The sequence below is a fragment of the Corallococcus sp. AB030 genome (assembly GCF_003668965.1).
Lineage (GTDB): Bacteria > Myxococcota > Myxococcia > Myxococcales > Myxococcaceae > Corallococcus > Corallococcus exiguus.
The window spans coordinates 1-1188 of record NZ_RAWQ01000457.1 but is presented as its reverse complement, the minus strand read 5'-3'; the positions used below and the strand labels follow the sequence as shown (position 1 = coordinate 1188).

At 66.6% G+C, this 1188-nt stretch carries 1 protein-coding gene and 1 pseudogene; both read left to right on the top strand.

Going from position 1 to position 1188, the window contains the following annotated elements; all coding sequences use genetic code 11:
* Positions 1-79 precede the first annotated feature (79 nt).
* Positions 80-520, top strand: a pseudogene (locus tag D7Y15_RS46840) (helix-turn-helix domain-containing protein); the annotation flags it as partial.
* Positions 471-1187 carry a transposase gene (locus tag D7Y15_RS46260; protein ID WP_121756223.1) on the top strand — a complete coding sequence of 239 codons (717 nt, stop codon included), beginning with the start codon at positions 471-473 and terminating at the stop codon, positions 1185-1187. The pseudogene D7Y15_RS46840 and the gene D7Y15_RS46260, both read left to right, overlap by 50 nt.
* The last annotated feature ends 1 nt before the right edge of the window (position 1188 follow it).

Genomic DNA, 1188 nt, shown 5'->3' with positions numbered 1-1188 from the left:
GCTAAGCCATCCGGGGTAAATCTTTGCCTAGGGAGGTAGCATCCACCGCTGCCCTGCAGGAGGGCAGGAGGAGCGGTGGATGAGCCGAAGCGGCAACCACCTCAAAGTGACGGTGCCACAGCGCCGAGCACTTCAGCGGCTGGCACGAGGTGCTGGCTCGGTAGCCGCAGGGCTCCGGGCCACTATCGTCCTGTTGAGTTGCGCCGGGGATAGCGCGGCGCATATCGCGCGGGCGCTGGGCGTCAGTCCCCGGATGGTGCGCGACTGCCGACGGCGATGGCGGCTGGGCGGCCTGGCTGGGCTGGAGGATGCCCGCCGACCGGGTCGACCGTCGCGAGCGGACGCCGCCTATGTGCGCTTGCTGGTGCGGACGGTGCAGAAGGACCCGCGGCAGGTGGGGTACGCCTTCTCGCGGTGGACGGCTCCGCGGCTGTCCGAGTACCTGCGCCAAGAAACGGGCATCGTACTGAGTGCCTATTGGGTGGGCGAGTTGCTGCGGATGCACGGCTTCGTCTGGAGACGCTCCAAGCGCACCACCAAGAACCTGGTGGACGAGGGGGAAAAAAGAACGAGCCCGGCGCCGACTGCGCGCTCTGGAGAGGGCCGCTTGCCAGCCGGGCGCGGACTTCGAGTTGTGGTACGGCGACGGGGTGCGATTCGACTTGTTGCCCGTCGTGCGCCAGATGTGGCGCAAGAGGGGGCAACGCCTGCTGGTGGAGACGCCCGGCAAGAACGAGCGGGTCGCCGTCTGCGGCGCCTACCGCTTCCCGGACGGCCCTTTTCTCTTCAGCCACCAGCCGCGCAGCGTCAACTCCGGCCTCTTCGTCGCACTGGTACGTAAACTGAGAGCTCGCGCCCAGGCCACCGGCAAGCGAATCGTGCTCGTGCTCGACAACGACGGGTCCTTCACTTCCAAGCTCTCCACCCAAGTACTCCAGGAGGTGGAGGCGTGGGTGCGCCCCTTCTGGCTGCCGAAGTACACGTCGGAGACACTCAACCCGATTGAGAGCCTCTGGGGCCACCTCAAGGAGGCGTACTTCAGCCGCATGCTGACGAAGCGGCGGGAGGACTTCTACGCTGCTGCCGTCCACCTCCTGGCGCAGTTGGGCCGCCCAGGAGGCTTCCGACGTCTCATCTCCTCTGCCCGCACTCGTTGGGTAGGCAAAGATTTACCCCGGATGGCTTAGA